This window comes from Streptomyces sp. NPDC048514 (assembly GCF_043199955.1).
Classification (GTDB): Bacteria; Actinomycetota; Actinomycetes; order Streptomycetales; family Streptomycetaceae; genus Streptomyces.
Map to the genome: position 1 here is coordinate 122,352 of NZ_JBICWT010000005.1, position 24,790 is coordinate 147,141.

Annotated in this window: 27 protein-coding genes, 1 tRNA gene and 1 riboswitch; of the genes, 15 read left to right on the plus strand and 13 right to left on the minus strand. The window is 71.0% G+C overall.

The features are described 5' to 3' along the window. Positions 1-45: 45 nt before the first annotated feature. Positions 46-1,392: a nicotinate phosphoribosyltransferase gene (locus ACGFT2_RS12245; protein WP_393276601.1), complete on the minus strand. Its 1,347-nt coding sequence runs from the start codon at positions 1,390-1,392 to the stop codon at positions 46-48. A 56-nt stretch (positions 1,393-1,448) separates the two neighbouring features. Between ACGFT2_RS12245 and clpS the strand changes: the two genes are divergently transcribed. The 8 genes from clpS to ACGFT2_RS12285 all read left to right on the plus strand — a co-directional run bounded on the left by clpS (position 1,449) and on the right by ACGFT2_RS12285 (position 6,895). Continuing rightward, entirely contained in the window at positions 1,449-1,766 is a 318-nt protein-coding gene (clpS, locus tag ACGFT2_RS12250; RefSeq protein WP_393276603.1) for an ATP-dependent Clp protease adapter ClpS, read from the plus strand. A gap of 12 nt (positions 1,767-1,778) precedes the next feature. Continuing rightward, positions 1,779-2,384, plus strand: a complete 606-nt coding sequence (locus tag ACGFT2_RS12255) for a DUF2017 domain-containing protein (RefSeq protein WP_393276606.1) — start codon at positions 1,779-1,781, stop codon at positions 2,382-2,384. Between the two features lie 350 nt (positions 2,385-2,734). Next, positions 2,735-4,162 carry an amino acid permease gene (locus tag ACGFT2_RS12260; RefSeq protein WP_393276609.1) on the plus strand — a complete coding sequence of 476 codons (1,428 nt, stop codon included), beginning with the start codon at positions 2,735-2,737 and terminating at the stop codon, positions 4,160-4,162. Between the two features lie 145 nt (positions 4,163-4,307). Continuing rightward, positions 4,308-4,730, plus strand: a complete 423-nt coding sequence (locus ACGFT2_RS12265; RefSeq protein WP_393276612.1) for a Mov34/MPN/PAD-1 family protein — start codon at positions 4,308-4,310, stop codon at positions 4,728-4,730. Positions 4,731-4,817: 87 nt separating this feature from the next. Continuing rightward, entirely contained in the window at positions 4,818-4,913 is a 96-nt protein-coding gene (locus ACGFT2_RS12270) for a putative leader peptide (RefSeq protein ID WP_345053128.1), read from the plus strand. Between the two features lie 115 nt (positions 4,914-5,028). Next, a complete protein-coding gene (locus ACGFT2_RS12275) occupies positions 5,029-5,307 on the plus strand; it encodes a MoaD/ThiS family protein (RefSeq protein ID WP_393276616.1) in 279 nt (92 codons plus the stop codon). 17 nt (positions 5,308-5,324) lie between these two features. Then, positions 5,325-6,275, plus strand: a complete 951-nt coding sequence (locus ACGFT2_RS12280) for a PLP-dependent cysteine synthase family protein (RefSeq protein ID WP_393276619.1) — start codon at positions 5,325-5,327, stop codon at positions 6,273-6,275. Positions 6,276-6,412: 137 nt separating this feature from the next. After that, positions 6,413-6,895: a hypothetical protein gene (locus tag ACGFT2_RS12285; RefSeq protein WP_393276621.1), complete on the plus strand. Its 483-nt coding sequence runs from the start codon at positions 6,413-6,415 to the stop codon at positions 6,893-6,895. Here ACGFT2_RS12285 and ACGFT2_RS12290 read toward each other — a convergent pair. Continuing rightward, positions 6,892-7,350, minus strand: coding sequence for a type II toxin-antitoxin system PemK/MazF family toxin (locus ACGFT2_RS12290; protein WP_393276624.1), 459 nt, complete (start codon positions 7,348-7,350; stop codon positions 6,892-6,894). The genes ACGFT2_RS12285 and ACGFT2_RS12290 overlap by 4 nt on opposite strands. A gap of 247 nt (positions 7,351-7,597) precedes the next feature. On the opposite strand from ACGFT2_RS12290, the gene ACGFT2_RS12295 reads away from it, so the two are divergent. Further along, a complete protein-coding gene (locus ACGFT2_RS12295; protein ID WP_393276627.1) occupies positions 7,598-8,350 on the plus strand; it encodes an MBL fold metallo-hydrolase in 753 nt (250 codons plus the stop codon). A 67-nt stretch (positions 8,351-8,417) separates the two neighbouring features. Here ACGFT2_RS12295 and ACGFT2_RS12300 read toward each other — a convergent pair whose 3' ends face one another. Further along, positions 8,418-9,686 (minus strand): PTS transporter subunit EIIC, encoded by a 1,269-nt coding sequence (locus ACGFT2_RS12300; RefSeq protein ID WP_393276630.1) that lies wholly within the window; start codon positions 9,684-9,686, stop codon positions 8,418-8,420. A 300-nt stretch (positions 9,687-9,986) separates the two neighbouring features. After that, positions 9,987-11,294, minus strand: coding sequence for a PTS transporter subunit EIIC (locus tag ACGFT2_RS12305; RefSeq protein ID WP_393276632.1), 1,308 nt, complete (start codon positions 11,292-11,294; stop codon positions 9,987-9,989). 184 nt (positions 11,295-11,478) lie between these two features. Between ACGFT2_RS12305 and ACGFT2_RS12310 the strand changes: the two genes are divergently transcribed. From ACGFT2_RS12310 to ACGFT2_RS12320, 3 genes are all read left to right on the plus strand, one after another. Next, a complete protein-coding gene (locus tag ACGFT2_RS12310) occupies positions 11,479-11,712 on the plus strand; it encodes a PTS glucose/sucrose transporter subunit IIB (RefSeq protein WP_353602427.1) in 234 nt (77 codons plus the stop codon). A 100-nt stretch (positions 11,713-11,812) separates the two neighbouring features. Beyond that, positions 11,813-12,550, plus strand: coding sequence for a ribonuclease PH (gene rph / locus ACGFT2_RS12315; RefSeq protein ID WP_393276636.1), 738 nt, complete (start codon positions 11,813-11,815; stop codon positions 12,548-12,550). Between the two features lie 137 nt (positions 12,551-12,687). Continuing rightward, complete coding sequence (locus tag ACGFT2_RS12320; RefSeq protein WP_393276639.1) at positions 12,688-13,089, plus strand: hypothetical protein; 402 nt, start codon at positions 12,688-12,690, stop codon at positions 13,087-13,089. 215 nt (positions 13,090-13,304) lie between these two features. Here the strand turns inward: ACGFT2_RS12320 and ACGFT2_RS12325 are convergent, their stop codons facing one another. Genes ACGFT2_RS12325 through ACGFT2_RS12340 form a run of 4 tightly spaced genes read right to left on the minus strand, consistent with a single transcriptional unit; the run spans position 13,305 to position 16,650 of the window. Beyond that, positions 13,305-14,057, minus strand: a complete 753-nt coding sequence (locus tag ACGFT2_RS12325) for a DUF1707 domain-containing protein (protein WP_393276642.1) — start codon at positions 14,055-14,057, stop codon at positions 13,305-13,307. Between the two features lie 9 nt (positions 14,058-14,066). Beyond that, positions 14,067-15,035, minus strand: coding sequence for an ATP-binding cassette domain-containing protein (locus tag ACGFT2_RS12330; RefSeq protein WP_393276645.1), 969 nt, complete (start codon positions 15,033-15,035; stop codon positions 14,067-14,069). 3 nt (positions 15,036-15,038) lie between these two features. Further along, a complete protein-coding gene (locus ACGFT2_RS12335; protein ID WP_393276648.1) occupies positions 15,039-15,857 on the minus strand; it encodes an ABC transporter permease in 819 nt (272 codons plus the stop codon). Continuing rightward, entirely contained in the window at positions 15,850-16,650 is an 801-nt protein-coding gene (locus tag ACGFT2_RS12340) for an ABC transporter permease (RefSeq protein ID WP_393276650.1), read from the minus strand. Before ACGFT2_RS12340 ends, ACGFT2_RS12335 begins: the two co-directional genes overlap by 8 nt. Positions 16,651-17,320: 670 nt before the next feature. Here ACGFT2_RS12340 and ACGFT2_RS12345 point away from each other — a divergent pair. Continuing rightward, positions 17,321-20,128 carry a transglycosylase domain-containing protein gene (locus ACGFT2_RS12345; protein ID WP_393276653.1) on the plus strand — a complete coding sequence of 936 codons (2,808 nt, stop codon included), beginning with the start codon at positions 17,321-17,323 and terminating at the stop codon, positions 20,126-20,128. A gap of 54 nt (positions 20,129-20,182) precedes the next feature. Here ACGFT2_RS12345 and ACGFT2_RS12350 read toward each other — a convergent pair whose 3' ends face one another. The 3 genes from ACGFT2_RS12350 to ACGFT2_RS12360 form a co-directional block, all read right to left on the minus strand. Next, positions 20,183-20,503, minus strand: a complete 321-nt coding sequence (locus tag ACGFT2_RS12350) for a DMT family transporter (protein WP_393276656.1) — start codon at positions 20,501-20,503, stop codon at positions 20,183-20,185. A gap of 32 nt (positions 20,504-20,535) precedes the next feature. After that, positions 20,536-20,608, minus strand: a riboswitch (guanidine-III (ykkC-III) riboswitch). Between the two features lie 163 nt (positions 20,609-20,771). Then, positions 20,772-21,131: a GroES family chaperonin gene (locus tag ACGFT2_RS12355; protein WP_393276659.1), complete on the minus strand. Its 360-nt coding sequence runs from the start codon at positions 21,129-21,131 to the stop codon at positions 20,772-20,774. Between the two features lie 43 nt (positions 21,132-21,174). Further along, positions 21,175-21,504 (minus strand): DUF3618 domain-containing protein, encoded by a 330-nt coding sequence (locus ACGFT2_RS12360; protein ID WP_393276662.1) that lies wholly within the window; start codon positions 21,502-21,504, stop codon positions 21,175-21,177. Positions 21,505-21,597: 93 nt separating this feature from the next. Between ACGFT2_RS12360 and bcp the strand changes: the two genes are divergently transcribed. Beyond that, entirely contained in the window at positions 21,598-22,065 is a 468-nt protein-coding gene (gene bcp / locus ACGFT2_RS12365) for a thioredoxin-dependent thiol peroxidase (RefSeq protein WP_393276665.1), read from the plus strand. 39 nt (positions 22,066-22,104) lie between these two features. After that, a tRNA-Leu gene (locus tag ACGFT2_RS12370) sits at positions 22,105-22,191 on the plus strand. A gap of 4 nt (positions 22,192-22,195) precedes the next feature. Here ACGFT2_RS12370 and rdgB read toward each other — a convergent pair. Next, positions 22,196-22,798 carry an RdgB/HAM1 family non-canonical purine NTP pyrophosphatase gene (gene rdgB, locus ACGFT2_RS12375; RefSeq protein ID WP_393276667.1) on the minus strand — a complete coding sequence of 201 codons (603 nt, stop codon included), beginning with the start codon at positions 22,796-22,798 and terminating at the stop codon, positions 22,196-22,198. 116 nt (positions 22,799-22,914) lie between these two features. Continuing rightward, positions 22,915-24,279 (minus strand): SGNH/GDSL hydrolase family protein, encoded by a 1,365-nt coding sequence (locus ACGFT2_RS12380; RefSeq protein ID WP_393276670.1) that lies wholly within the window; start codon positions 24,277-24,279, stop codon positions 22,915-22,917. Between the last annotated feature and the right edge of the window lie 511 nt (positions 24,280-24,790).

Below are 24,790 nucleotides of genomic sequence, written 5' to 3' on the forward strand. Positions count from 1 at the left end.
CGCCCGTACGGGAGGGGGCGTCGAGGGGCGGACGGCGGTCGCGCTCTAGCTACCCGAGCGTCCGGTGACGTACTCCGTCGGGATGACGGGTTCTCCCCGGGACAGCTGGGTCGCGGACAGGGGCAGCTGGGCCCGCGCGGCGATGTGGCGGTCCCGCGGCACGTCCAGCGGCTCCCGGGCGACCACCTCGCCGCCCTTCACCAGCTGCACCAGCAGCTGCCGGCCGGCCAGCCCGTCCGGGACCGGCCCGGTGCCGACGACCTCGGCCTCCGCGAACCCCTCCTCGTCCAGCCGTCGAGCCGCCCACTTGCGACCCCCGACCGACGTCTTGCCGCCGCTGGACTTCTTCGCGACCGGAACCAGCGGAGCCGTGGGCCCGGCGGTCTCGGCGCGGGCGACCAGCTTGTAGACCATGGAGGCGGTCGGATGCCCGGAGCCCGTCACCAGCTGGGTGCCGACGCCGTACGCGTCCACGGGCGCGGCGGCCAGCGAGGCGATGGCGTACTCGTCCAGGTCGGAGGTCACGACGATCCTGGTGTTCGTCGCGCCCAGGTCGTCCAGCTGCTGCCGCACCCGGTGTGCCACCAGCAGCAGGTCCCCGGAGTCGATGCGGACCGCGCCCAGGTCGGGGCCGGCCACCTCCACCGCCGTACGGACGGCCTCGGTGACGTCGTAGGTGTCCACCAGCAGGGTGGTGCCCCGGCCGAGCGTGTCCACCTGGGCCTGGAAGGCGTCCCGCTCCCGGTCGTGGAGCAGGGTGAAGGCGTGCGCGGAGGTGCCGACCGTCGGGATGCCGTAGCGGAAGCCGGCGGCCAGGTCCGAGGTGGTCGCGAAGCCGCCGACGTAGGCGGCCCGGGCGGCGGCCACGGCGGCCAGCTCGTGGGTGCGGCGGGCGCCCATCTCGATCAGCGGGCGGCCGGCGGCGGCGGAGGCCATCCGGGAGGCGGCGGCCGCGATCGCGGAGTCGTGGTTCAGGATGGACAGGACGACGGTCTCCAGCAGCACGCACTCGGCGAACGTGCCCTCGACCCGCATCACCGGCGAGCCCGGGAAGTACACCTCGCCCTCGGGGTAGCCCCAGATGTCGCCGCTGAAGCGGTAGCCGGCGAGCCACCGCAGGGTCTGCTCGTCGACGATCTTCTGCTCGCCCAGGAAGGCGAGGACGTCCGCGTCGAAGCGGAAGTTCTCCACCGCGTCCAGGACGCGCCCGGTGCCGGCCAGCACGCCGTAGCGGCGCCCGTCCGGCAGCCGCCGGGTGAAGACCTCGAACACGCTCCGCCGTTCGGCCGTACCGGCCTTCAGCGCGGCCTGCAACATCGTCAGCTCGTACTGGTCCGTGAAGAGCGCCGTCGAGGGAACGTCCACGGGCAGCCCAAGGTCCGCTGTGTTCATGGCAAGGATAGTAACCCCATCTCGTCAGTGTGACGATTTAAGGCGGCCGTGGCAGCATGGGCTGTGTGACGTCACCCGCGCCCGTAGAGATCGAACGCACCGAGCCGGCGGAGGAGGTCTTCGCCGTACCCGAGCCCGACGTCCCCTGGGTCACGATCGTGCACAACGACCCGGTCAACCTCATGAGCTATGTGACGTACGTCTTCCAGTCGTACTTCGGCTACCCCAAGGACAAGGCCACCAAGCTCATGCTCGACGTCCACCACAAGGGCCGGGCGGTCGTCTCCAGCGGATCCCGCGAGGAGATGGAACGCGACGTGCAGGCGATGCACGGTTACGGTCTGTGGGCCACCCTGCAGCAGGACCGGAAGTAGCGAACCCACTTGATGCCCGGACATTTCGAACCGCTCCCCGGCGGCGGCGCGGCCGTCGCGCTCGACGACGTCGAGATCTCCATCATCCGGTCGCTGGCCGTCCAGCTCCTGGAGCTCATCGGTCCCGGCCCCGGTGCCGACGCGCCCGACGACCCGCTCGCCGAGCTGTTCGCGGAGGGCCCGAGCGAGCCGCCCGCCGATCCCGTGCTGCGCCGCCTCTTCCCGGACGCCTACAGCGACCCGGAGAAGGCCCCGGACTCGCCGGGCCAGGCCGAGGAGCGGCGGGCGCACTCCGCCGAGTTCCGCCGCTACACCGAGAACGACCTGCGGGCCGGCAAGCGGGAGAACGCCCTCGCGGTGATCCGCACACTGGACGCGCTCGCGCCGGTGGACGACGGCGGGGCGGTGCTGAAACTGGCCCCGGGGGAGTCGCGGCAGTGGCTCGGCGCCCTCAACGACCTCCGGCTGGCGATCGGCGCCCGGCTGGAGATCGCCGCCGAGGACGACACCGATCTGCTCTACCGGCTGCCGGACGAGGACCCGCGCAAGCCGATGGTGATGGCCTATCTGTGGCTCGGCGGCCTCCAGGAGACGCTCGTCTCGACCCTTATGTCGTAACACGGGCGGTTTGGCAGTCCTTGATCGTCCGCTCAGAGGACGCTCAAATCCGGATAACGATCCCGTCACCGTTGCGGCCTGTTTTGCCGCATTTGGGCGCTCTTTGTCCGCTTTTACCTGTGTGATGCGCCACAACGCGCCTCTGTGATCAGTATTGCGGCCGTGATAAATCTTCACGACCGCCCGGCCAACACCACCCATGTTCGGCCGGGTGCGCCACCGAGCCGGCGACCGCCGGCCAGGCACGAGCGGGCTCGCTGGAGCCGCTCAGCTCCATCATCCGGGGGGATCGAAACCCGATCCGCGGCCGACGAAAGGCCCGGGTCGGCATGGAGAAAGGCGCACCACACATGACCTCAGCGCAGGTCGACCAGCATCGCGACGGCAACGAGGCCGTGGAGGCCGAGGGCGGCGAGGGGTATCAGCGCGGGCTCGGTGCCCGGCAGATCCAGATGATCGCCATCGGCGGTGCCATCGGCACCGGCCTGTTCCTCGGTGCCGGCAAGGGCATCTCCAAGGCCGGACCCAGCCTGATCCTGGCGTACGCCATCGCGGGCCTCGTCATCTTCTTCATCATGCGCGCGCTCGGCGAACTGCTGATGTACCGCCCGGTGTCGGGTTCCTTCTCGGAGTACGCGCGCGAGTTCATCGGTCCCTTCGCGGGGTTCGTGACCGGGTGGACGTACTGGCTGTTCTGGGTGGTCACGGGTATCACCGAGGTGACCGCCGCGGCCGCCTACATGACGTACTGGTTCGACATCCCGCAGTGGGTCTCGGCCCTGATCTTCACGTTCGTCCTCTACGGCGCCAACCTGATCTCCGTGAAGCTCTTCGGTGAGCTGGAGTTCTGGTTCTCCATGGTCAAGGTCACCGCGATCATCGGCATGATCCTGATCTGCGCCGGCATCCTGACGATCGGCTTCTCCGACGCCGGCGACACCGCCTCCGTGAGCCACCTGTGGAGCGACGGCGGATTCTTCCCGCACGGTGTCGGCAGCACGCTGATGACCCTGCAGATGGTGATGTTCGCCTTCCTCGCCGTCGAGCTGGTCGGTGTGACCGCCGGTGAGTCCAAGGACCCCAAGACCGTCCTGCCCAAGGCGATCAACACCGTGCCGTGGCGTATCGCCGTCTTCTACGTCGGCGCGCTGATCATGATTCTGTCGGTCGTGCCGTGGACCAACTTCCACCCGGGCGTGAGCCCCTTCGTGGCCGCGTTCCAGAAGATGGGCCTGGCCGCGGGCGCGGGCATCGTCAACTTCGTCGTCCTCACGGCCGCGCTGTCCTCCTGCAACTCCGGCATGTACTCCACCGGCCGCATGCTGCGTGACCTCGCGCTCAACAGCCAGGGGCCGAAGTTCTTCACCAAGCTGACGCGCAGCGGGACCCCGCTCGCCGGCACCACGGTCTCCGCCGCGCTCATGCTGGTCGGCGTCTGGATCAACTACCAGTGGCCGGGCAAGGCGTTCGACTACGTGGTGTCCTTCGCGACGATCTCCGGCATGTGGGCCTGGATCGTCATCCTGGTCTGCCAGATCCGCTACCGGAGGAAGGCCGACCGGGGCGAGCTGCCGCAGAGCGAGTTCCGTGCGCCGGGGGCTCCGTACACCAGCCTGTTCGCGCTCGCCTTCATCCTCATGGTGATCGTGCTGATGGGCATCGACAAGGACGCCCGCGTCTCGCTGTACTGTGCGCCGCTGTGGGCCGTGATCCTCGGCGTCGCCTACTGGGTGCTCAAGCGCCGCAACCCGGAGGCCGCGGCCTTCCGCAAGCGCTGACGCCTCGCCGGACACCCCCTCCGGACGTCCGGCCGCCGGGAGTACTCGTGGCACTCCCGGTGGCCGCCGCTCAGGACGTCCACCATGTGGGCCGTCCCGTACCACACCTCGGTACGGGACGGCCCCTCTGTCTATCCTGACCCCCATGCTGACCATCACCCAGGCCCTGTACGACCAGATCGTCGCCCACGCGCGCGAGGACCACCCCGACGAGGCGTGCGGCGTGGTCGCCGGTCCGGCGGGCACCGGCCGCCCGGAGCGCTTCATCCCGATGCTGAACGCGGCCCGCTCGCCCACCTTCTACGAGTTCGACTCGCAGGACCTGCTCAAGCTCTACCGGGAGATGGACGACCGCGACGAGGAGCCGGTGATCATCTACCACTCCCACACCGCGACCGAGGCCTACCCCTCCCGTACCGACATCGGCTACGCCAACGAGCCCGGCGCCCACTACGTCCTGGTCTCCACCGCGGACGGCGACGGCCTCGGCGACTTCCAGTTCCGCTCCTTCCGCATCCTCGACGGCGAGGTCAGCGAGGAGGAGGTCGACGTCGTGGGCGCGTACTGACCTGCCGTGACCACAGTTCGGTCAGAATCGGTCCAGCATGCGAGATCACACTCCGGAGGCCGCACCGGGAATCGTTACGATGAGCCCATGGTTCTGAACGACGTGAGCGACAAGGCGCCGGGCATGCTGCTCGTGGCGCGGCTGCACGTCGACCTGTGCAGGCTGAACAGCGCCATCTGTTGACGTCCCCAGCCGCCGTACGGCCGTGGGCCGCGGCGCTCCCTCGGTGCCACCGGCCCGGGGGGACCCCAGGCACGCACATCGAATCGACGAACCCTTCCGACAGGAGCCCTGAGCCATGGCCATCGAGGTCCGCATCCCCACCATCCTTCGCACCTACACCGACGGTCAGAAGGCGGTCGAAGGCACCGGGGCCACCCTCGCCGAGCTGTTCGCCGACCTCGAGGCCCGGCACTCGGGCATCCAGGCCCGCATCGTGGACGGTGAGCAGCTGCGCCGCTTCGTCAACGTGTACCTGAACGACGAGGACGTCCGCTTCCTGGACGGCATCAACACCAAGCTGACCGACGGCGACAGCGTGACGATCCTGCCGGCCGTCGCCGGCGGTATGCGCTGATCGGCCGCTGAGCAGCGATGCGCTACGACTCCCCGCTGGCCGCGGTGGGCAACACCCCCTTGGTGCGCCTGCCGCGGCTGTCGCCGTCCGCCGACGTCCGGATCTGGGCCAAGCTGGAGGACCGCAACCCCACGGGCTCGGTCAAGGACCGTCCCGCCCTGCACATGATCGAGCAGGCGGAGAAGGACGGCCGGCTGACCCCGGGCTGCACGATCCTGGAGCCCACCTCCGGCAACACCGGCATCTCCCTCGCCATGGCGGCCAAGCTCAAGGGCTACCGCATGGTGTGCGTGATGCCGGAGAACACCTCGCAGGAGCGCCGCGACCTGCTCGGCATGTGGGGTGCCGAGATCATCTCCTCGCCGGCCGCGGGCGGCTCCAACACCGCCGTTCGCGTGGCCAAGGAGCTGTCCGCCGAGCACCCCGACTGGGTGATGCTCTACCAGTACGGCAACCCGGACAACGCGGGCGCCCACTACGCCACGACCGGGCCGGAGATCCTCGCCGACCTGCCCTCCGTCACCCACTTCGTGGCGGGTCTCGGCACCACCGGCACGCTCATGGGCGTCGGCCGCTTCCTGCGCGAGCACAAGCCGGACGTCCGGATCGTCGCCGCCGAACCGCGCTACGACGACCTGGTCTACGGCCTGCGCAACCTCGACGAGGGCTTCGTCCCGGAGCTGTACGACGCCTCCGTCCTCACCACCCGCTTCTCCGTCGGCTCGGCCGACGCGGTCACCCGCACCCGTGAACTCCTGCAGCAGGAGGGCATCTTCGCGGGCGTGTCCACCGGCGCCGCCCTGCACGCGGCGATCGGCGTCGGCAGGAAGGCGGTCGCGGCGGGCGAGAGCGCCGACATCGTCTTCGTCGTGGCCGACGGCGGCTGGAAGTACCTGTCCACCGGCGTCTACACGGCGGCCACCACCGAGGAGGCCATCGAGACGCTGCAGGGCCAGCTCTGGGCCTGAGGCGTATCCGAGGGGCCAGACGGTCCGCGTGAATTCTCGGGTGGGGGGATCCGTTCACGCCGGTGGTACGTCACACCTGCACCAGGCGGCCGGCCGGCCGGGCCGAGTCGGAAGGACGGAAAGGCGGACCCCCCCCCATGCGCCGTACGACCCTCATCGCCCTCGCGGCCACGACGCTGCTCCTCGCCGGCTGCGGCTCCCAAAACGGCGAGGACGGCGGCAGCGAGGACACGGGCAGCAACGGCAAGGTCTCACCGGCGCCCGCCACAAGCTCGCCGGAGCCGACCACCGGAAAATGCGCGGACCACGTGGAGCTGAAGGCGGGCGACGACCGCCGTACCGTCTGCGTGACCAGCGGCGGAGAGGTCCGGCTCACCCTGGACGGCACCAAGTCCCGCCCGTGGAAGCCGGTCACCGCGAGCGGAGGCGGGCTCAAGGGCATCAACGCGGGCTTCGTCGTCCAGCCGGGTGACGCCACGGCCGCCTACCAGGCGGTGGCCGCCGGAACCGTCCGGCTGTCGTCGTCCCGCCCCCTGTGCGCCGAGCCCACCGCCGCCGGCCAGGTCTCCTGCAAGGGCATCCAGGAATGGACGGTCACCGTGCGGGTGCGCCAGGCCTAGCCGGCGAGATGCCGTACCTGGTCCCACAGGACCGGGTCGACCACGCCCACCCGGCGCCGGAAGTCGTTCACCGGGACCTCGCGCAGCTCGTCGGTCTGCACGAAGCTGGGGCGGCCACGGGCGTCGCCGACGGAGCCGGGCGGCAGCGGGATGACCCCGGCGCGCTCGTCGTGGTACTTGCTGGTGATCTTCGCGACCGTCGCCCGGTTCCCGCGCACGGCCAGCACGAGACAGGGCCGGTCCTTCGCCTCGGGCCGGTCCTCGTAGGGGACGTCGGCCCACCAGATGTCGCCCGGGGCCGGGCGTGCGGAGTGCGCGGCACGCGTGCCCGCCCGGCCCGGTGGCCGCAGCCGCCGTCCGCCGGGCCGGCGGCCCCGCCCCCAGCCGTCGACGAGCGTGGCGACGAGCGCGAGCAGTACCACCGCGGCGAGCGCCAGCCACCAGGACGTGTCCATACGACGACGTTACCGGCGCGCGCCGGACATCGCGCGCCCTCTTGCGATACGGATGCGCCCTAGGTCCAGCCGAACCGGTGACAGCACAGGTGAGTTCGCCCACAACAGCCCCTGGCGGAGGAGCGACCCGCCCTTTCGCGCCTTACGCTCGACGCACCGCACGACCCCCGTCAGCCCCACCACGAGGCCCCGTCCCGAGGCCCTCTTTCCGCCCACCGGCTTTTCCGCCAACGGAGGTTTCTGCTTCATGAAGCTCACCGTCGTCGGCTGCTCAGGGTCGTTCCCGTCCGCGGATTCGGCCTGCTCGAGCTATCTCGTCGAGGCCGACGGCTTCCGGCTGCTCCTCGACATGGGCAACGGCGCCCTCGGCGAGCTGCAGCGCCACTGCGGTCTCTACGACCTCGACGCGATCTTCCTGAGTCATCTGCACGCCGACCACTGCATCGACATGCTCGCCTATTTCGTGGCGCGCTACTACCGCCACGAGGGCGGCCGCTGCGCTCCGATACCCGTCTACGGGCCGGAGGGCACCGAGCACCGGCTGACCACGGCCTATGCGGACACCCCGTCGGCCTCCTCCATGAGCGAGGTCTTCGACTTCCACACGGTCAAGCCGTCCACGTTCGAGATCGGCCCGTTCACGGTGCACACCGACCGGGTCCGCCACCCCGTGGAGGCCTACGCCATCCGGGTCGAGCACGGCGGGAAGTCCCTCACCTACTCGGGCGACACGGGTGTCACCGGGGTGCTGGACGAGCTGGCCCGGGACACCGACCTGTTCCTGTGCGAGGCCGCGTTCACGCACGGCAAGGAGCGCATTCCCGACCTGCACCTCAACGGTCGTGAGGCGGGCGAGACCGCGGCCCGCGCGAGCGCCCGGCGCCTGGTCCTCACCCACATCCCGCCCTGGACCGAGCGCGAGGTCAACCTCCGCGACGCCCGCGAGGTCTTCACCGGCCCGGTCCACCTGGCGGCCCCGCGGCAGGTCTACGAGATCTGACGCCCCCGCGCACGGACGAGGCCCCCGGAGCGACGGCTCCGGGGGCCTCCTCGTGCCCTGCGGTGTCCTACTTGGCCTCGGCCTTCTGGAGTTCCGCGAGTTCCTCGTCCGACTCCCGGCCCGGGGTGGGCAGGTTGAACCTGGTGATCGCGAACCGGAAGACGGCGTAGTAGACGGCGCCGAAGCACAGGCCGACCAGGGCCAGTCCCCACGGGTTGCTCGCGATGCCCAGGTTCAGGGCGAAGTCGATGCCGCCGGCGGAGAAGCCGAAGCCGTCCTTCATGCCCAGCGCCCAGGTCAGCGCCAGGGAGACGCCGGTGAGCACCGCGTGGATGGCGTACAGGACCGGCGCGATGAACATGAACGTGAACTCGATCGGCTCGGTGACGCCGGTGACGAACGAGGTCAGCGCGAGCGAGAGCATCATGCCGCCGACCACCTTGCGGCGCTCCGGGCGGGCGCAGTGCACGATGGCGAGGCAGGCGGCCGGCAGGCCGAACATCATGATCGGGAAGAAGCCGGTCATGAACTGGCCCGCGGTCGGGTCGCCGGCCAGGAAGCGCGCGATGTCACCGCTCTTGCCGTGGTACTCACCGGCCTGCAGCCACGGGAAGGAGTTCAGCAGGTGGTGCATGCCGATCGGGATCAGCGCGCGGTTGGCGACACCGAAGATGCCGGCGCCGACGGCACCCGACTTGACCAGCCACTCACCGAAGTTGTGCAGACCGCTGCCGAGGACCGGCCAGATGTAGCCGAAGACGATGCCGAGGATCAGGCCGGCGAGGGCGGACAGGATCGGGACCAGCCGGCGGCCGCCGAAGAAGCCCGCCCAGTCGGGCAGCTTGGTGCGGTAGAACCGCTGGTAGAGCAGGGCGACGGCGAGGCCCATCACGACACCGCCGAGGACCTTGGCGTCCGCCGGGGCGTCGAGCATGACTATCTTGCCGTCGACGACGGTCGCCACCTTGGGCAGGTTCTTGTCGGTGAACGTGCCGAGGACGTTCTTGAAGACCAGGTAGCCGACGACCGCGGCGAGCGCGGTGGAGCCGTCCGACTTCTTCGCGAAGCCGATCGCGATGCCGACCGCGAACAGCAGCGGCATGTTGTCGAGGATCGCGTTGCCGCCGGCGGCCATGAAGGACGCGATCTTCGTGAGGAACGCCGGGAAGGAGGGGCGGCCCAGCATGTCGGTGTTGCCGAGGCGCACCAGGAGGGCGGCGGCCGGCAGCACGGCCACCGGCAGCATCAGACTGCGGCCGATACGCTGAAGGACGGCCATCGCGCCGGCGCCCTTCTTCTTCTGGTCGGCCGCGGGAGCGGCGCTGGCCGTGGTCACAAGGTCCTCCAATGGGCAAGGCGCCGCCCGGGAACCGAGGAAAGGGACGGCAGCGTCTCTGGTCTACACCACTCAGTGGTGTAGACCTGTTGTAGCACGATGAAGGCCGGATAAGGAACCACGAGATCCGCTACCGCGGCACTACGCGCAGTGCCCGCCCGAAGTGCCCCGTGCGCACCTGGCGAAGGCCCCGGCGAGAACGCGGCGAAGGTCCCGGCGGGAACGCGGCGAAGGTCCCGCCGAGAACGCGGCGAAGGCCCCCGGACCCGGTGGTCCGAGGGCCTCGACCGCCCGGTGGCGTCAGACCTTTGTGACGTCCTCGACTTCCTCCGCCGGCTCCCGTCCCGGTGTCTTCAGGTCGAACTTGGTGATCGCGAACCGGAAGACGGCGTAATAGACGGCCGCGAAGCACAGCCCGATCGGGATGATCGCCCAGGGCTTCGTCGCCAGGTGCCAGTTGATGACGTAGTCGATCAGGCCCGCCGAGAAGCCGAAGCCGTCGTGCACCCCGAGCGCCCAGGTCACCGCCATCGACACGCCCGTGAGCACCGCGTGGATCGCGTAGAGGAACGGGGCGATGAACAGGAACGAGTACTCCAGCGGCTCGGTGATGCCGGTCACGAACGAGGTCAGCGCCACCGACAGCATCAGGCCGCCGACCTCCTTGCGGCGCTCCGGCCGCGCGCAGTGCGTGATCGCCAGCGCCGCCGCCGGCAGCGCGAACATCATGATCGGGAAGAAGCCCGAGGTGAACTGCCCGGCGTTCGGATCGCCCGCGAGGAACATGTTGATGTCGCCGTGCACGGGCTTGCCGCCCGGCGGTGTGTAGGTGCCGAACTGGAACCAGATGGGCACGTTCAGGAACTGGTGCAGGCCGATGACGAGCAGGGCCCGGTTGGCGACGCCGAAGATGCCGGCACCCCAGGACCCCGTGTCGCGCAGCCAGTGGCTGAAGCTCTCCAGCGCGCTGCCGATGGGGGGCCAGATCCACAGGCACAGCGCCGCGAAGAGGATGGCGACGAACGACATGATGATCGGGACCAGCCGGCGGCCGTTGAAGAAGCCGAGCCAGTCCACCAGCCTGGTGCGATGGAAGCGGGCCCAGAAGAACGCGGTCAGCAAACCCATCACGATGCCGCCGAAGACGCCGGGGTTCTGGAAGGTGAACGCCGTCACCGTCCCGTCCGTCACCTGGCAGCCGACGTTCGCCACCGCCTTCGAGCCGCCGGGGCAGTCCTCCGGGAACTGGTGCAGTACGCCGTAGTAGACGAGGAAGCCCGCCACCGCCGCGAGCGCCGTGGAGCCGTCGGACTTCTTGGCCATGCCGATCGCGACACCCACGCAGAACAGCAGCGGCAGTCCGAGGGAGCCGTCGAGCAGGGCGCCGCCCGCGCCCAGCATCACCTTGGACACGGTGGTCCAGCCCAGGCCGTCCTGCCCGATCACCCCCGGCTGGGCCAGCCCGATCAGCAGGCCCGCCGCCGGCAGCACCGCGATCGGCAGCTGGAGGCTCCGGCCCATCTTCTGCAGACCCTGGAACAACCGGTTCCAGCGCTCGCGGGCCGGGCCGGCCGTGTTCTCGGCGCTGCCTGCGCTCTCGGCGCTCATGGGCATCCTCCGGCGACTCGGCGCGCACGCGGTTTGGCGACCGTCCCCACGGTGGTGTAGACCAGTTGGCGGACGGTTCCGCTGTCGTGATCGCCATCATTCGGCAAGGACGGCATGACCGCTCGCGAAGATGGGCCAACTGTGGGTTACTGCGACAAAGCGGTTCGGATCAGGGAGAAGGAACATGGCCACCAAGGCTGAGAAGATCGTCGCCGGGCTCGGCGGCATCGACAACATCGAGGAGATCGAGGGCTGCATCACCCGGCTCCGCACCGAGGTGTCCGACCCCTCGCTGGTCGACGAGGCCGCCCTGAAGGCCGCCGGTGCCCACGGTGTCGTCAAGATGGGAACCGCGATCCAGGTCGTCATCGGCACCGACGCGGACCCGATCGCCGCGGAGATCGAAGACCTCATGTGAGACCGCCGGGCCACCCGCCGTGGCTCGCGTGGTTCACCTGTAAGGGGCTCTTCCCGCCGCGGGAGGAGCCCCTTCCGCTACTCCGGATAGGCTCGTCGCCATGTCTCGCATCGACGGCCGTACCCCCGAACAGCTCCGCCCGGTCACCATCGAACGGGGATGGAGCAAGCACGCCGAGGGCTCCGTCCTCGTCTCCTTCGGCGACACCAAGGTCTTCTGCACCGCCTCCGTCACCGAGGGCGTCCCGCGCTGGCGCAAGGGCAGCGGCGAGGGCTGGGTCACCGCGGAGTACGCCATGCTGCCCCGCGCCACCAACACCCGCGGCGACCGCGAGTCCGTCAAGGGCAGGATCGGCGGCCGCACGCACGAGATCTCCCGGCTGATCGGCCGCTCGCTGCGCGCCGTCATCGACTACAAGGCGCTCGGCGAGAACACCATCGTCCTCGACTGCGACGTCCTGCAGGCCGACGGCGGCACCCGCACCGCGGCGATCACCGGCGCCTACGTGGCTCTGGCCGACGCCGTCGCCTGGGCGCAGGGCAAGAAGCTGATCAAGGCCGGCCGGCAGCCGCTCACCGGCACCGTGTCCGCCGTCTCGGTCGGCATCGTGGGCGGCGTGCCCCTGCTCGACCTCTGCTACGAGGAGGACGTGCGCGCCGAGACCGACATGAACGTCGTCTGCACCGGCGACGGCCGCTTCGTCGAGGTCCAGGGCACCGCCGAGGCCGAGCCCTTCGCCCGCGAGGAACTCAACGCCCTGCTCGACCTGGCCGTCACCGGCTGCACCGAGCTGGCCGCCTTCCAGCGCGCGGCCCTGGAAGCCGCTGCCGGGAAGTGACGGGAGGTAAAGGGACGGCCAAACCTCTTGGCACGCGCGGGCAACCCACCCGCCCTTCTCCGGCGTCCTAGGGGTACGGGTGCACGGATCATCGCCGTGCGCCCGGCCAGCCGTACCAGGGGAGGGGACCCACCATCATGGCCGCCAGCCGACGCCGACGCCGTGTCACCACCATCGCCGCCGCCGTGGCCGCCGCCGCGCTCACCGTCGGCCTCACCTCGGGCTGCGACGCCGTGACCAAGGCGCTGGACTGCGTCCAGACCGCCGACGCCATCGCCGACAGCGTCACCGACCTCCAGCAGGCCGTGGAGAACGCCACGAACGACCCCTCCCAGACCGACGCCTCGCTCGACTCGATCGAGAAGAACCTGCAGAAGATCGGCGACAAGACCGACGACGCCGACGTCAACAAGGCGGTCGACGACCTGGGCGACGCGGTCGACGAGATCCGTACGGCGGTCAAGAACGGAGACCGGACCCCGGACGTCAGCCCCGTCACGGACGCGGCCGGCGAACTCACCAAGGTCTGCACGTCCTAGCGCCCCACACACCTCTGACGCCGCCGACGAAAGCGCCCCGAAGGGGCGCGGGGAACTGCGCACCCGGCCACAGGCGTCCCGCGGCCGGCGGACGGGTGTGTGACGGGTTGTTCGCCCGCCCTGTCGAAGCCGACGCGGTCAGCGCCCGAAGGGGCGCGGGGAACTGCGCGCCCGGCCACAGGCGACCCGTAGCCGGTGAACGGCCCCAGGCCCCCTCAGTACTCCTCGCCCCGCCGCCGCTCCCACTCCTCATGCCGCTCCCCGCGGCGCGAGCGGTGCAGTTCGTGGCGGGACTCCCTGCGCTCCAGCCTCTCCTCGCGGCGCTGCTCCTTCAGCCGCTGCCGCTCCGCCCGGGTCACCTTCCGTTCGACCCCGACCCCGCCCCAGAAGGCGAAACCGCTGATGATCACCCGCGGAGCACCCGGCTCGGGCGGCCCGTCGTCCCGGGGGTGCTCGAAGCCGCCCATCACGCCGATGCCACGCACGACGACCTCGACCCCCGGCGGCACGACGACCTGGAACCCGCCCATGATCGCCACGCAGTTGATCTCGACGTCACGGTCGGCGAAGTTCGCCTCCCGCAGATCGATGTCGCCGCCGCCCATGAAGGCGAGGCAGCTGAACCGCTTCGGCACCGTCCAGCGGCCCTTGCGCTCGAACCCCGACAGGACCGCGATCCCGCCGGACGAGGACCCCTCGCCCCCGACGATCCGGTCCGCCCAACCGCCGCCGTCCACCGGGCCCTTGACGAAGGACACGGGAGCCGGCGGCACCGCACCGGCCGCCGGCAGATCGCGGGTGATCGGCGCCAGCTCGCCGTACGTACGCGCCTTGTACGCGGCCTCCAGCCGCTCCTCGAACTCCTCCATGTCCAGCCGGCCCTCGGCCACGGCGTCCCGCAGGACTTCGGCCACCCGCTCGCGGTCGGCGTCGGACGCCCGGAGATCCGGGACTGCGTCGTCGGTCATGACAGCAGACTACGAGACCGGCTTCTCCGCGTACATCGTGGCGATGACGGCCTCGATGTCCGGCTCCCGCACCGACAGATCCACCAGCGGATACCGGGCCGCCAGCTGAGCGACGAGCGGTGCCGCCGACTGCCCCGCCGGGAACGCCAGCCACTGCCGCGGCCCCTCCACCCTCACCACCCGCGCCGCCGGCACCTCCACCGGCGGCAGCTCCCGCTCCAGGTCCACGACCAGCGTCCGTTCGCTCTCCCCGACCTCGTGCAGCCCCGCGAGCGGGCCGTCGTACATCAGCCGCCCGTGGTCGATCACCATCACCCGTGAGCACAACTGCTCGATGTCCTGCAGATCGTGCGTGGTCAACAGGACGGTGGTGCGCCGCTCGACGTTCAACTCCCGCAGGAAGCCCCGCACCTTCGCCTTCGACACGACGTCCAGACCGATCGTCGGCTCGTCCAGGTAGAGCACCTCCGGATCGTGCAGCAACGCCGCCGCGACGTCCCCCCGCATCCGCTGCCCCAGCGACAGCTGCCGCACCGGCACGTCCAGCAGAGAGCCCAGATCCAGCAGTTCCACCAGCCGGTCCAGGTTCTCCCGGTAACGGGCGTCCGGAATGCGGTACATGCGGTGCGCCAGCCGGTACGAATCGATCAGGGGCAGGTCCCACCACAGGGTGGTCCGCTGCCCGAACACCACCCCGATCCGGTGCGCCAGCCGCCTGCGCTCCCGCGACGGGTCGATCCCCGCCACCCTCACTCGCCCCGCGCTCGGCGTCAGGATGCCGGTCAGCATCTTGATCGTCGTCGACTTGCCGGCCCCGTTCGGCCCGATGTAGCCGACCATCTCCCCGCGCGCCACGCTGAACGAGAGCGAGTCCACCGCCCGCACCGCACGCCGCTCCCGTTTGAGGAAGCCGGTTTTCCTGCGCACCTCGAAGACCTTCTCGACACCTTCCAGCGCGATGAAGTCGCCGTCCGCCATCCGTCAGCTCCCTGTGCTCCGATACGAACGAAGTCCCGCCCGCCAGGCCAGCCCCGCCAGCGCGCAGCACACCACCGCCACCAGCGGAGGCGCGAACGCCACCCACTCGGGCAGCCCCAGCGGATACGACCGCCCCAGCACGTAGGTCGCGGGCAGCCAGTTGACGAAGGCCAGCGGCAGCACGAACGTCACCCCGCGCACCAGCTCCGTCGCGAACAACGACGGCGGATACTGCAGCAGCGTCGTACCGCCGTAGGTGAAGGCGTTCTGCACCTCCGACGCGTCCTGCGCCAGGAACTGGAAGGCCGCCCCCGCCACGAAGACCGCGCAGAAGATCCCGCAGCCGCTCACCACCGTCACCGGCATCAGCAGCAGCTTCGGCGGCGTCCAGTCGACGTCGAGCCGGGTGACCGCCCAGCCCAGCACCAGCACGCCCTGCGTCACCCGGCCCAGCCGCCGCAGCGCGAACTGGTCGGCCGCCACCTGCGCCAGCACCGGCGCCGGACGCACCAGCAGCGTGTCCAGGGTGCCGTCCCGCACCCGCCGGCCCAGCCGTTCCATCGACCCGATCACCAGGTCTGCCAGCCCGAACGCGGTACCGGACAGGCCGTACAGAAAGGCCACCTCGGGCAGCGACCAGCCGCCGAGGGCGTCCACCCGCGAGAACATCAGCATGATCGCGACGAAGTCGAAGAAGGTCGCCGCGAAATTCCCCAGCGTGGTCATCGCGAACGAGGTCCGGTAGGCCATCGTGGACCGGATCCACATCGCGGCGATCATCCGGTACGCGCGCACGCCCTCCGCCCGGCCGGGCTCACCCACCCTGGACCACCACCCGCCGCGTCGCCGCCGACTGCAGCAGCCGCCCGGCCCCCAGCAGCACCACCGCCCACGCCCCCTGGAACAGGTACGTGCCGAGCGGATCAGCGTGCCCCAGCAGGATCTCCGCCGGCGCCTGCAGCAGCGAGGACCACGGCAGCGCCCGCACGACCTCTCCGAGCACGCCGGGGAAGACGTTCAGCGGAAGCAGCATGCCCGAGCAGAAGTAGCCGGCCAGCCATGAGATCTGCGACACACCCGTGCCGTCCAGCAGCCAGAACGCGCTGAGCGCCAGCAGGAACCGGATCCCGAAGCCGACGAGCATCGCCAGCAGCACGGCGACGCCGAAGGCGAGCCAGGTCCCCGCGTCCGTGGGCAGGTACACCGGGAAGCACAGGGCGCCGAAGACGAAGGGGACCAGCCCCCGCCCCAGCAACTGGAAGAACGCCCGCCCCAGATCCGCCGCGAGCCACCACAGCTGCAGATCGGCGGGCCGGTACAGGTCGATCGCCACGTCCCCCGTACGGATGCGTTCCATCAACTCGCCCTCGACGCCCCCGCCCCCGATCGCGAGCGTCGACAGGAACGCCTGCCCGAGCCACACGTAGGTCACGACCTGCGACTGGTCCCACCCGCCCAGGTGCGGCTTCTCGTCCCACAGCGCGCGATAGGTGTAGACGAGGATCAGCCCGAAAACGGTGTTCGTGAACACCCCTGCCGCAGTGGCTGCCCGATAGGTCGCGTACCGTCTGAATCCCCCTACCGCGACGGCCGTGTACAACCGTCCCGCGCCCACGACAGTCGACCTCCTCGAGACCGCTCGACACCGAAGCGCAGGAGCCTAGTCCGGAGGCCCGGCAGCCGGCCACGCATTTTCCGTGGCGGAAGCGTGCCGGAATCCGGGAACGGAACGCCGGGTGCGAGAGTCTTCAATCAGGGGCGTAGAAGGCGTACGAGGCGTACGGGAAACGTACGACGCGAAACAGGAGTCCGTGCACGACATGAGCGACGAGCCGCAGCCGCAGCAGCCGAAGGATGGCGCTGCGCCGGAAAAGCCGCTGCCGGCTGAAGGGCCCGGGACCCCGGGGGGCCGTGCGGAGAGGTCCGCCGAGAGGGACGAGGGGACGAGCAGGGACGAGGGGGGAGAACGCCGGGCGACGGCCGGACGCCCGGACGCCGCGAACGCCCGCGAGGGTGACATCGGGCCCGCACGCGGGTCTGACACCGGGCCCACGGGCGCCAAGGACTCCGGTGCCGGTGCCAGGCCCCCTGCCGGTGCCCGGCCCCCTGCCGGTGGCAAGCCGCAGGGCTCCGCAGGCGCGGGGAAGCCGCAGGGCTCCCCAGGCGACGGGAAGCCGCAGGGTCCGGCCGGTTCCAGCGAGCCGCGGGGCCCCGTCGGAGCCGAGAAGCCGGAGTCGGCCGAGAGCACCCAGGTTCTGCGGCGCGTCAGGCCGGAGGACGGCCCGGTGGGCACGGGCTCCGCGGGCGCCGGCAAGACGAGCGCGCCGGAGACCACGCAGGTCCTCCGGCGGGTCGGCGCCCCGCGCGCCGGCGAGCCGGCCGGCCCCGCCAAGGCCGCCCCGGCCTCCTCCTCCTCGCCCACGGAACCGAACGCCACCGGCCGCACGCCTGCGCCGGGGAAGACCGCCCCCCGTCAGGGCGGCCCCCACCGCACCGCCCAGGCGGCCGGCGCCGCCGGTGCCGGAGCGGCCGCTGCCGCCGGCGCGTCCCGTGCCGCCGGCGGAGCTTCGGCATCCGCCGCGGGCTCCGCCGGTGCCGGTGCCGGCGGCCGTGGCGGCGGTTCCGGCCCCGGGGCCAAGGTGCCCCGGCAGGCCTCCGAGCCGGGGCGGTCCCCGCAGGACGAGACCGCCGCCCTCGCCGCCGCCCCGAACGACGCGGCCGGCCCGGCCCCCGCGGCCGGCGGAAAGGGCAAGAAGCCCAAGCGCCCCAAGCGCAAGGGCTGGCGACGGCTCTTCCCCACCTGGCGCATGGTGCTCGGCACCTTCGTGATCGGCATACTTCTGCTCATCGGCCTGTTCTTCGTCGGCTACTCGATGGTCAAGATCCCGCCGGCCAACGCCCTCGCGATGAAGCAGGGCAACGTCTTCCTCTACGCCGACGGCTCCCAGCTGGCCCGCGACGGCGACATCAACCGCGAGAGCGTGGACCTCGCCCAGATCTCGAAGCCCGCCCAGCACGCCGTGCTGGCCGCCGAGGACCGTGACTTCTACACCGAGTCCGCCGTCGACCTCAAGGCGATGATGCGCGCCGGCTGGAACACGGCGACCGGCAAGGGCAAGCAGTCCGGCTCCACGATCACCCAGCAGTACGTGAAGAACTACTACCTGGCCCAGGAGCAGACGGTCACCCGTAAGGCCAAGGAGTTCTTCATCTCGATCAAGCTGGACCGGCAGAAGACCAAGGACGAGATCCTCGAGGGCTACCTCAACACCAGCTTCTTCGGCCGCAACGCCTACGGCATCCAGGCCGCCGCCCAGGCCTACTACGGCAGGGACGCCGCCGACCTCGACCCGGCCCGCGCCGCCTACCTCGCCGCGCTCGTCAACGCGCCCAGCGAGTACGACGTCGTCGCCCACCCCGAGAACAGGAAGGCGGCCCTCGCCCGCTGGAACTACGTCCTGGACGGCATGGTCAAGAAGGGCTGGCTCGCCGAGTCCGAGCGCAGCGGACTGAAGTTCCCCATGCCCAAGGAGCAGACGACCTCCACCGGCCTGTCCGGGCAGCGCGGCTACCTCGTCAACGCGGTCAAGCAGTACCTGACCGGCAACCACATCGTCGACAGCGACCAGCTCGAGGCGGGTGGTTACCGCATCACCACCACCATCCAGAAGAAGCGGCAGGACGCCTTCGTCAAGGCCGTCGACGACCAGCTGATCTCCAAGCTGGACAAGAAGAACCGCAAGGCCGACACCTACGTCCGGGCCGGCGGCGCCTCCGTCGACCCCAAGACCGGCAAGATCGTCGCCATGTACGGCGGCATCGACTACGTGAAGCAGTACACCAACGGCGCGACCCGCGGTGACTACCAGGTCGGCTCCACGTTCAAGCCGTTCGTGTTCACCTCCGCCGTGGAGAACGGCTCGACCACCCAGGACGGCCGGACGATCACCCCGAACACCGTCTACGACGGCACCAACAAGCGGGTCGTCCAGGGCTGGAGCGGGACGCCGTACAACCCGGAGAACGAGGACCAGCGCTCGTACGGCCCGATCACCGTGCGCAAGGCCACCGACCTGTCGGTGAACTCCGTCTACGCGCAGATGGCCGCCGACGTGGGCCCGGCCAAGGTCAAGCAGACCGCGGTGAACCTGGGCATCCCCTCCGGCACCCCGGACCTCTACCCCTCCCCGTCCATGGCCCTCGGCACCGCCACCGCCAGTGTGCTGGACATGGCCGAGTCGTACGCCACGCTCGCCAACCACGGCAAGCACGGCACGTACACGATGATCGAGAGGATCGCCAAGGGCGGCTCGGACCTGAAGCTGCCCGACGAGCCGGCCGAGCAGGCCGTCAGCCGGGAGGCCGCCGACACCACCACGTCCATGCTGAAGAGCGTGGTCGACAACGGCACGGCCACGGCCGCGCAGGCCGCGGGCCGTCCGGCGGCCGGCAAGACCGGTACCGCCGAGAGCGACAAGGCCGCCTGGTTCGCGGGCTACACCCCCGACCTCGCCACGGTGGTCGCCGTCATGGGCCAGGACCCGGTGACGGCCGCGCAGAAGCCGCTGTACAACACCCTCGGCCAGGTCCGTATGAACGGTGGCGGGCCGCCCACCCAGATCTGGGCCCAGTACACGCGCGCGGCGCTGGAGGGCAAGCCGGTCAGCGACTTCGACCTGGAGCTGCAACCGGGCGCCGACCGGGTCCAGGAGCCGCCCGCCACGAGCACGGCGACGCCCGGCACCGATGGCGGTCAGGCGACCGACGGATCGACCGAAGGCGGCCAGGACGACGGGGGTACGACCGCGAGCCCGACCGACGGCGGCACCACCGGCACCCCCACCGACGGCGGTGCGGCCACCGACGGCGGCACCGGCACCGCCGACGGCGGCACCGCGACCGACGGTGGCACCGCGACCGACGGTGGCGCGACGGGCGGGGACCCGGCGACCGGCGGTGCCGACACGGGTGCCGACGCGGGCGGCGCCGCCACGGACGGCGGGGGCACGGACCCCGCGGGCGGCGCCGACGGCGGCCCCGCGGGAACGGCCGCGGGCGCAGGTGGCCCGCAGTTCACGCCGCGCAGACAGTGACCGGCCGGCGGGCGGGGTGTCACCTCGCCCGCCGGCCGTGATCTCGTCGGCTCCTCAGTGACCCGAGGTCGCCTTCAGGCCCACCACGGCGATCAGCAGCAGGCAGACGAAGAAGATACGGGCGGCGGTCACCGGCTCGCCCAGCACCAGCATGCCGAGCACGGCCGCGCCGGCCGCCCCGATGCCCACCCACACGCCGTAGGCGGTGCCGATGGGCAGTGACTTCGCGGCGTACGACAGCAGCACCATGCTCGCGACGATTCCGGCCCCGGTGAACAGACTGGGCACCGGCCGGGTGAAGCCCTCGCTGTATTTCATCCCGATCGACCAGCCGACTTCCAGCAGACCGGCGACGACGAGCAGAACCCAGGCCATGAGGAGCACCTCCGAGACTTCCTGCGGACGGGGGTGCGTCGTCTTTGCCTTCTACCCGGTACGGCGCGTCTCGTCGGGCTCCTTTCGAACATAGCAAAGGAACGGCCGAGAGGGCCGGTGACGACGGTCACCGGCCCTCTCGGCCATCGAATCAGCGGCCCCTGATCAGCACGGCGGCCCCTGACGCGGCGACCCGTCCCTGATGCAGAGGCACGGCCCCGAGCCAGGCCGCGGCACCGGGTCGGAGATCCAGGGCCGCGGTACCGGGTCAGAGATACAGCCCCGTGGAGTCCTCCGACCCCTCGAAACGGTCCGCTGCCACCGCGTGCAGATCCCGCTCGCGCATCAGTACGTACGCCACACCCCGCACCTCGACCTCGGCCCGGTCCTCCGGGTCGAACAGGACCCGGTCGCCGGGCTCCACCGTCCGCACGTTCTGGCCGACGGCTACGACCTCGGCCCAGGCCAGCCGCCGCCCCACCGCCGCGGTGGCGGGAATCAGGATGCCGCCCCCCGACCGCCGCTCGCCCTCACCGGTCTCCTGCTTGACCAGAACCCGGTCGTGCAGCATCCGGATGGGGAGCTTGTCGTGCTGAGGGGTGCTGTGCTGGTTTCTGTTGGCGCTCACGCCTCGAACCTACCTGTCCTCGCGCCGCCCGTCCGTGTCCGGGTCAGCCCTTGCGCCGCCGGCTGCCCACGGCGAGCAGCCCGAGGACGCCGACGGCGAGCAGCGCGACCGGTACGACCCGTTCCATCCGCAGCGCCCCCTCTTCGTCGACGAACTGCGCGCGGACCTCGCTCACCGCCCGGTTGACCTGTACATACGCCCGTCCGACCGTGTGATCGACATTGGCGACGACCTTTGCCTTGGCGTCTCCGACGATCGTCTTCGGGTGCACCCGCACCCCGATCTCGTCGAGCGTCTCGGCCAGCACTTCACGGCGGCGCCTGATGTCCGCCTCGATCTGCGCCGGGGTTCTCGTGTCCGACGTGTCCGCCACCGTTCGGCCTCCGAAGTCTGCTGATGCTGTTCCGGACAGTCTGTCAGCTCATGGCCGCACCGCACCGCAAGGGCCCCCGGTTACGCTGGCCCGATGAGCGAGCGACTTCAGCCGGGGGACGTGGCCCCCGCCTTCACACTCCCCGACGCCGACGGCAACGAGGTCTCCCTGGCGGACCACAAGGGCCGCAAGGTCATCGTCTACTTCTACCCCGCCGCCCTCACCCCGGGCTGCACCAAGCAGGCCTGCGACTTCACGGACAACCTCACCCTCCTGTCCGGCGCCGGTTACGACGTCATCGGCATCTCCCCGGACGCCCCGGAGAAGCTGGCGAAGTTCCGTGAGCAGGAGTCCCTGAAGATCACGCTGCTCGCCGACCCGGACAAGAAGGTCACGGAGGCGTACGCCGCGTACGGCGAGAAGAAGAACTACGGCAAGACGTATCTGGGCGTCATCCGCTCCACGGTCGTCGTGGACGAGGAGGGCAAGGTCGAACGGGCTCTGTACAACGTCCGCGCCACCGGTCACGTGGCCAAGATCATCAAGGATCTGGGCATCTGAACCCGCTGCCCGGCCGCTAGCATGGCCGGGCAGCATCAGGCGGCCGTGGTGGAATTGGCAGTCACGCTGGGTTTAGGTCCCAGTGGGGTAACTCCCGTGAGGGTTCGAGTCCCTCCGGCCGCACCAGAGTTCAGCCGATCAGTTCCCGCACCACCGGTACCAGCGCCCGGAACGCCTTGCCCCGGTGGCTGATCGCGTTCTTCTCCTCGGGCGTCAGCTCGGCGCAGGTCCGGCTCTCGCCCTCCGGCTGCAGGACCGGGTCGTAGCCGAAGCCGTTCGTGCCGGCAGGAGTGTGCCGCAGGAGACCCGGCAGCCGGCCCTCGACCACCCGTTCCGTGCCGTCCGGCAGGGCCAGGGCGGCCGCGCAGGCGAAGTGGGCGCCGCGGTGTTCGTCCGCGATGTCGGAGAGCTGGGCGAGCAGCAGGTCGAGGTTCGCCTTGTCGTCACCGTGGCGGCCCGCCCAGCGGGCGGAGAAGATGCCGGGGGCGCCGTTCAGGACGTCGACGCAGAGGCCGGAGTCGTCGGCGACCGCCGGGAGGCCCGTCGCCCGGGCGAGCGCGTGGGCCTTCAGGAGCGCGTTCTCGGCGAAGGTGACGCCGGTTTCCCTGACGTCGGGGATGTCCGGGTAGGCGTCGGCACCGATCAGCTCGTGCGGCAGGCCTGCTTCGGCGAGGATCGCCCTCAGCTCGGTGATCTTTCCGGCGTTGCGGGTGGCGAGGATCAAGCGCGTCATGCGCCCAGTATTCCTGCCCGCGCACCCCCGCCGGCCCCGCCCCGCCTCCCCGCATCGGGCCGGGCCGGTTGGGTCACAGCTGTGCCCGGGCCGCCCCGCGCTTCCGGCCGGTTGGGTCACAGCTGTGCCTGGCCCGCGCCCTTCAGCAGGTTCAGGTCGAAGATCTCGGCCATCTTGGCGAAGCCCAGGTCGCTGGGGTGCAGATGGTCCCCGGAGTCGTACTCGGGGCGCAGCCGGCGGGGGTCGTAGGGGTCGCGCAGCGCCTTGTCGAAGTCGACGACCGCGTCGTACACCCCGCCCGCCCTGATCTGCGCGTTGACCTCCTGCCGTACGGCCTCCCGGGCCGGGGTGTAGCCGCGGCGCCCCTCGAAGGGCATCAGGGTGGCGCCGACGGCGGTCAGGCCGCGGGCGTGCGCCTGGCGGACGAGGGTGCGCAGACCGGCGGTGATCCGGTCGGGGTCGGCGAGCTTCGGGTTGCGCAGGATGTCGTTGATGCCGAGGTCGATGACGACGGCCCTGACGTCGGTGCGGGACAGCGCGTCGCGGCCGAAGCGGCCGAGGCCGCTCTGGTTCTCCGCGGGCCGGCCGAGACCGTCCGCGAGGAGCTGGTTGCCGCTGATGCCCTCGTTCACGACGCTGTAGCGCGGCAGTTGCCGGCCGTCTTCGAGCGCGGTGCGCAGCCGCCCGGCGAGGACGTCGGGCCAGCGGCGGTTGGCGCCGACGGTGGAGGTGACGCCGTCGGTGAGGGAGTCGCCGAAGGCCACCACGGTGCCGTCGGCCTCGTTGCTGAGGACGTCCAGGGCCGTCAGATAGCGCCAGTACGGGGTCTGCCGGGTGTACGGCTCGCCGGTGGCGTCCTCCGTGCGGTCGCCGTCGGCGACGTAGGAGATCTGCCGCGCGCGCGGGTGGTAGGTGACCGGCCCGGACGGGGTGGGGGAGTAGGTGGTGACCAGTATGTCGCCGCCGCGCGGCACGTTCACGCGCACCGCGTCGCTGACGGCCTGCCCCCCGGCGGGTATGACCACCCGGGCGCTGCCGTCGAAGCTGAGGCGCCGCATCGATTCCGCGTCGGCCGCGGGGGTGCCGTCCCCCGCCGCGAGGGCGAGGGAGGCGTGCGCGATGATCAGCGGGGACTGGCCGTAGAGATTGGACAGCGTGATCCGGGCACTCGTACCACCGACGGCCGCGTGGACGACGTTGCGGACCGACCGGCCCGCCAGGCCCTCCGTCTCGGTGCCCGGTTCACCGCCGACGGGGGCGGTGGCCCAGGCGCCGACCCAGCTGCCGGTGGAGGCGGGGGCGGCGGAGGAGTTGCGATGGGGGCGGTTGTCGGAGAGGGCCCCGCGAGGGAGGCCGTCACCGGCGGCCACGGTGACGTAGATGGTGGCGGACAGTGCGATCACGAGTGCGACGAGCGCGCCCAGCACCACACCGTGTCCTGCGGGGGACACCCCCGCGCCTGCGTCATGACGCCTGGTCACGCTTTTGTTGTTCTCCTCGGCAGATGGGAGCCCGGGGCTCCGATCAGATGAGCCCATGATGCGTCATGGGCCGGGCGGGCCTGACAGGGCCCTGCCCAAAATCCCCCGTCCAGACAGACGCCGGGAACTCCTGATCCGTTCCGGGAGTCGGTCGGGAAGGGACAATTGTGTGCGGGATCACCGAACGGGTGGAGCTGATGGAACCTACCGAGACGGGAACACCGGAGCCCGGGGCGCGGGAGACCGCGGCACGGGACTCCGGGGCACGGGACTCCGAAGCGCCGAGGACGGGTGCCCGGGGGCCGGGTGCGCCGGAGACGGGTGCCCCGGGGGGCGCGGGCGCGGACACCTCGCCGGGTGCCGCGGACACCTCCGGGGCGGCCGGTGCCGGTGCCTCCGGGGTAGCGGGTGCTTCGGGGGCGGCGGGTGCCGGTGCCTCCGGGGTAGCGGGTGCTTCGGGGGCGGCGGGTGCCGGTGCCTCCGGGGTAGCGGGTGCTTCGGGGGCGGCCGG